The sequence below is a fragment of the Streptomyces sp. SID4985 genome (assembly GCF_009863025.1).
Classification (GTDB): domain Bacteria; phylum Actinomycetota; class Actinomycetes; order Streptomycetales; family Streptomycetaceae; genus Streptomyces.
The window spans coordinates 1-5166 of record NZ_WWIR01000533.1 but is presented as its reverse complement, the minus strand read 5'-3'; the positions used below and the strand labels follow the sequence as shown (position 1 = coordinate 5166).

Annotated in this window: 5 protein-coding genes, 1 pseudogene and 1 riboswitch; of the genes and pseudogenes, 2 read left to right on the top strand and 4 right to left on the bottom strand. The window is 73.9% G+C overall.

The window, feature by feature from the left end; genetic code table 11:
* From GTW40_RS23250 to GTW40_RS23235, 4 genes and pseudogenes are all read right to left on the bottom strand, one after another.
* Positions 1 to 183 (bottom strand): annotated as a pseudogene (locus GTW40_RS23250) (cobalamin biosynthesis protein); the annotation flags it as partial.
* A gap of 97 nt (positions 184 to 280) precedes the next feature.
* Positions 281 to 400: riboswitch (cobalamin riboswitch) on the bottom strand.
* Between the two features lie 191 nt (positions 401 to 591).
* Positions 592 to 819, bottom strand: a complete 228-nt coding sequence (locus GTW40_RS23245; protein WP_161182132.1) for a hypothetical protein — start codon at positions 817 to 819, stop codon at positions 592 to 594.
* A gap of 24 nt (positions 820 to 843) precedes the next feature.
* Entirely contained in the window at positions 844 to 2121 is a 1278-nt protein-coding gene (locus GTW40_RS23240) for an inorganic phosphate transporter (protein WP_161182131.1), read from the bottom strand.
* A 154-nt stretch (positions 2122 to 2275) separates the two neighbouring features.
* Positions 2276 to 3052, bottom strand: coding sequence for a lysozyme (locus tag GTW40_RS23235; protein WP_161182130.1), 777 nt, complete (start codon positions 3050 to 3052; stop codon positions 2276 to 2278).
* A gap of 246 nt (positions 3053 to 3298) precedes the next feature.
* Between GTW40_RS23235 and GTW40_RS23230 the strand changes: the two genes are divergently transcribed.
* Both GTW40_RS23230 and GTW40_RS23225 read left to right on the top strand, forming a co-directional pair.
* Positions 3299 to 3991: a class II aldolase/adducin family protein gene (locus GTW40_RS23230; protein WP_161182129.1), complete on the top strand. Its 693-nt coding sequence runs from the start codon at positions 3299 to 3301 to the stop codon at positions 3989 to 3991.
* Between the two features lie 318 nt (positions 3992 to 4309).
* The coding region (locus tag GTW40_RS23225) for an alpha/beta fold hydrolase (RefSeq protein WP_161182128.1) at positions 4310 to 5166 on the top strand (857 nt) is incomplete at its 3' end.

Below are 5166 nucleotides of genomic sequence, written 5' to 3'. Positions count from 1 at the left end.
CCCGGCGCACACCAGCGTGTGCAGGGCGCCCCAGCCGCGGTGGTCGTGCCACAGCGCGCGCTCGACGGCACCGGCGGCGCGTCCGAACGCGGCCACGGGGTGGCGGCGGCGGGGATCACCGAGGAGCAGGTCGCCCAGGAGGCCGGCGGCGGCGCCGTACGCGTAAGAGCGATCGGCACCCATCGGCTCAGCCGGCCGTGGGCGCGGGAGCGGTCCTTGGAGAGGTACTCAACGGGCAGCCGAGCATGGCGGTATGTCCTCACTCAGGGTGTCCACGCCCTGGTTCGACGAGACCGGCGGCAGGAGTTCCTGGCTCCCGGGGATCACTCCCCGGTGACAGTGGCGGGACCGCGCCGGATTCGCACCGGCTTCCTCTTCTGCCGCCGTACATGGCCCCGGAAGTCCACCACGGCCCCCGAAGGGCCGTCAACCTGCCCTTGACCTGCGGGAGGAGAGTGTGGGCGGGCCCACATCGGGGCCTACCGCAGCCGCGTGCCGGGCGTACGCCGGGGGCTCGGGAAACGGCGAGGCCCCTCCCGGCGGGTGCCGGAAGGGGCCTCACACACGAACCGCTCTGCCAGGGGCGTCGGCTCAGGCCTTCGCCACGATCAGATAGAACCCGTACGCCACCGCGGCCGCGCAGGCGGCGAAGCAGACGTACGCGCCGGTCACCGCGAGGGCGGCCGACTCGCCGCGCGCGGCGGCCTTCTCGCGGCGGGCGAGGCCGCCGACGCCCAGGGTGAACAGGACCACCAGGGCCACGCTCGCCACGAGGCTGACACCGAAGACGGAACCGATGGCCGCCCAGTCGATCTTCATGGGGTTGCTCCTTCGGCTTCCGGGTCAGGCCGCGGAGGCGGGCGGGGCGACGGGGGTCGCGGTGGCGGGTTCGACGACGGCCGGGGCCGGGATGGTGGCCGTCAGGCCCTCGGTGACGGTGCCCGCGGCGACGGTGCCCGCGGGGGGCAGGGTCACCGCGGCCATGGCGGTGGTGACCACACCGGCGGGCTCGTCGTGCGCGCCGACGGGGGAGACGTGGGTGTGGTCGATGACCTCGCGGCGGGAGATCTTCCAGATCGCGGCGCTGGCGGCGACCAGGAAGACGGCGACGGCGGCGGTGCCCCAGTCGCCCAGGTCGGTCACCGACTCGGCGCCCGCGCCGACCAGGGCGGCCGCCGGGAGGGTCAGCGCCCAGGCGACGAACATCCGGGTCGCGGTGGACCAGCGGACCACACCGCCCTTGCGGCCGAGGCCCGCGCCCATCACCGCGCCGGAGACGACATGGGTGGTGGACAGGGAGAAGCCGAGGTGCGAGGAGGCCAGGATGGCGGTGGCCGCGCTGGTCTGGGCGGCGAAGCCCTGGCGCGGCTCCAGGTCGGTGAGGCCGGTGCCCATGGTGCGGATGATGCGCCAGCCGCCGATGTAGGTACCGGCCGCGATGGCCAGGCCCGCGGAGAGGACGACCCAGACCGGCGGGTTGGAGCCGGGGGCGATGGCACCGCCCGCGATCAGCGCGAGGGTGATGATGCCCATCGTCTTCTGCGCGTCGTTGGTGCCGTGGGCCAGGGAGACCAGTCCGGCCGAGGCGATCTGGCCGGTGCGGTAGCCCTTGCGGGTGGCCTCGCCGCCGGAGTTCGGGGAGACGCCGTACGACAGGCGGGTGGCGAGCATGGTGGCGAGACCGGCCACCACGGGGGCGGCGACGGCCGGGAGCAGCACCTTCGTGACCAGCACGTCGCCGTGGACGGCGCCGAGGCCCGCCGACGCGACGGTGGCGCCGATCAGGCCGCCCATCAGGGCGTGCGAGGAACTGGAGGGCAGACCGACCAGCCAGGTGAGGAGGTTCCAGAGGATCGCGCCGGTCAGCGCGGCGAAGATGACCTCGGGACGGATGCCGGTCTCGTCGACGAGACCCTTGGAGATCGTGTTGGCGACCTCCACCGAGAGAAAAGCGCCCACCAGGTTGAGAGCGGCCGACATGGCCACCGCGACCTTGGGCTTGAGCGCACCGGTCGAGATGGTCGTGGCCATCGCGTTGGCGGTGTCGTGGAAACCGTTCGTGAAATCGAACGCAAGTGCGGTAATCACCACAATCGCGAGGATCAGCGAGAAGCTTTCCATTTACCCAGGCAATCGTTCGAGCGTCATTGGCTGGATGAACGTAGGCAACCTGGGTGAACGGAAGGTGAACTCGGCCGGGCATCACGGTGTCGGAAGCGGGGGTCCGGATTCCGTGCGGAATCAAAGATTCCGCACAGCCCGTGCGCCCCTTGGGTCACCAGCCGCGGGCGAAGGTCTTCAGGTGGTTCACGGAGCCGTTGAAGAGATCCTGGTCACCCGGCAGCCGGCCCTTGACGCCGTACTGCCAGAACGTCCAGTAACGCCAGCCCGCGGGGAGCTTTCCGGGGCCCGACGAGCCGTGTCCGGCGACCCACAGCGGGTGGCTCGCGGCGAAGGCGCGGCTGCGGCCCGTGCAGGCGTTCCACCAGTGGGCGGTGGTGTAGATGACCGGGCGGCGGCCCGTCAGTCGGCGGACCTCGTCGCTGAACGACCAGATCCAGCGGACCATCCGCCGGTGGCTCAGGCCGTAGCACTTGTGGTGCTTGTCGTACGGGTTGTACTCGATGTCGAGCGCGGGTGGCAGTGTGCGGCCGTCGGCGCGCCAGCCGCCGCCGTGCCGCACGAAGTACGCGGCCTGGCGGGCGCCGGAGGAGCGGTCGGGGCGGGCGAAGTGGTACGCGCCCCGGATCAGACCCGCGCGGCGGGCGCCGTCGTACTGCCCGGCGAAGTACGGGTTGCGGTAGCCCGTCGACTCGGTCGCCTTGACGTACGCGAACCGGGCGCCCCTGGCGTGGGCACGGGTGAAGTCCACGCGCTTCTGGTGCGAGGAGACGTCGTGGCCGTGGGGGAGTGCCGGGAGGACGGTGCCGGGCGGTGCGGCGGCGGCGGTGGTGTGGAGCGGTCCGGCGGCGGTGGGGTGGGCGCCCGTCAGGGCGAGCGCCGTGAGGGCCGTCGCGAGGACTCCGGCGCGGCGGTGGGCAGAGAGGGCCATGCGTCTCCCCGGGTGGCGGTGAAACGTCGTCGTCCGGTCGGTCGGCGGAGGCCCAATTCAAGGGGCGGGGCGGGAGACGGAGGCTTATTTGTGGTGCTGTGTCATGATTTTCGTTCGATCGGACGTACGGGACGGGACTGTCAGCCCCGGAGTCGCGGGAGTCGCGGGAGTCGCCGGAGTCGCCGGAGTCGCGGGAGTCGGCGGGAGTACCGCCCGTCACCGGCGCCCGGCTGGCAGGATCGGCGCATGGACCGGCAGCGGGGCGACACGGGACGGATCGACACGGGACGGATCGGCGCGGCGGAGGCCGAGGCGTGGGCGGAGGTGGTCGCCACCGCGCGGCGCACGGCCGCCGAGGGCCTGGTCGTCGGCACCTCGGGGAACGTCTCCGCACGCGTCGGCGACACGGTGCTGGTCACCCCCACCGGCGTGCCCTACGACCGGCTCGGCCCCGACGACATCACCGGCGTCGACCTGACCGGCCGCCAGGTGCTCGGCACGCTGAGACCGACCAGCGAACTCCCCCTGCACCTCGCGGTCTACGGCGCCACCGACGCCCGCGCGGTCGTCCACACCCACGCCGTGCACGCCACCGCCGTCTCCACGCTCGTCCCCGAGCTGCCCCCGATCCACTACATGACCTGCGCCCTCGGCGGACCCGTACGGGTCGCCCCCTACGCCGCCTACGGCACCCCCGAACTCGCCGCCCACGCGGTCACCGCCCTGATCGACCGCACCGGCTGCCTCCTGCGCAACCACGGCACCCTCACCTACGGCACGACCCTCGCCCAGGCCTACGACCGCACGGCCCAGCTGGAGTGGATGTGCCGGCTGTGGCTCACCGCGTCCTCGGTGCCGGGCCACACCCCGTCCCTGCTCACGGAGGCGGAACTGGCCGAGGTGACGGACCGCCTGAAGGGGTACGGCCAGCGGGGCTGACCGGCCGCCGGCCTCTCCCGAGCCGCCCCGCCGACCGGTCGCGCCCGCGTCGGGAGCGGGCGCGGCGTGTCTTCCGCCCCCGGCTGTGCGCCTCGGCTTGCCTCCTGGCCCCGGCCCCGGCTACCGGCCCTGCCCCGGCCCGTGCCCCTGCCCTCTTCCCTTGGTCCTTGGCCCCCGCTCCCCGGCCCCGGCCGCAGCCCGGACTTGGTCCGGCAGGCGCCGGGTTCCGCCGCCTGCCGGGTCGCCGTTCAGCCGCCAGGTCCCGCCAGGGCCATCGCTCCACTGGCCGCCCCCGCCCCGCCCCCCGACACTGGAGCCGTGCGTACAGTCAAAGTGTCCGCTGCTGTCGTCGGTGCCGTCGTCGCGGCGGGGGTCGTGTCCCTGGCCGTGGGGCGGTATGCGAGCGGGGCCGCGCTCAAGGCGCCCGCGGGGCGGCCGCTGCCGACCGAGCCGCGGCTCACCGTGCACGCCACGCAGGCCGGACGGATCACGCTCACCCGGGATCTGGCCTCGCTGCGGCGGGGGACGTACGGGCTCACGGGCCACGGCACGCACGCGGTCGTCGGACCCGTGCTGGACTCGGCCGAGCACACCGCCGACACGGTCGTACGCCGCCTCGAACGCGTCACCCACGGCACCCTCACCCCCGGCGAGGCGGTGCGGCTGACCCCGAACGTCCACCTGGGAGACCCGCGGACCGCACTCGGCCTGGACTTCGCCGATGTCGAGGTGCCCGGCGAGAACGGCCTGCTGCCCGCCTGGTTCGTGCCCGGACAGCGGGACACCTGGGTGATCGCCGTGCACGGACTCGGCGCCACCCGCGAGCAGTCGCTGAACGTGCTGCGCGCCCTGCACGCGCTGCGCCTTCCGGTGCTCGCGCTGTCCTACCGGGGCGACCCTGGAGCGCCCGCCCCGCCCGACGGCATCAACCACCTCGGGGAGACCGAGTGGCGCGACGTGGACGCCGCGATCCGCTGGGCCGTGGGCCACGGCGCCGAGCGGGTCGTCCTGCTCGGCTGGTCCACCGGCGCCACCATGGCCCTGCGCGCCGCCCAGCACTCCCCGCTGGCCGACCGCGTCGCCGGGCTGATCCTCGACTCACCCGTCCTCGACTGGGAGTCCACGCTGCGCGCCCTCGCCCGCGCCCGCCACCTCCCGCGCCCCCTGCTGCCGCT

Excerpts from the sequence above, each read along its gene's own strand:
- GTW40_RS23245 (WP_161182132.1), bottom strand. The coding sequence starts at position 819 with ATGAAGATCGACTGGGCGGCCATCGGTTCCGTCTTCGGTGTCAGCCTC.
- GTW40_RS23240 (WP_161182131.1), bottom strand. The coding sequence starts at position 2,121 with ATGGAAAGCTTCTCGCTGATCCTCGCGATTGTGGTGATTACCGCACTT.
- GTW40_RS23235 (WP_161182130.1), bottom strand. The coding sequence starts at position 3,052 with ATGGCCCTCTCTGCCCACCGCCGCGCCGGAGTCCTCGCGACGGCCCTC.
- GTW40_RS23230 (WP_161182129.1), top strand. The coding sequence starts at position 3,299 with ATGGACCGGCAGCGGGGCGACACGGGACGGATCGACACGGGACGGATC.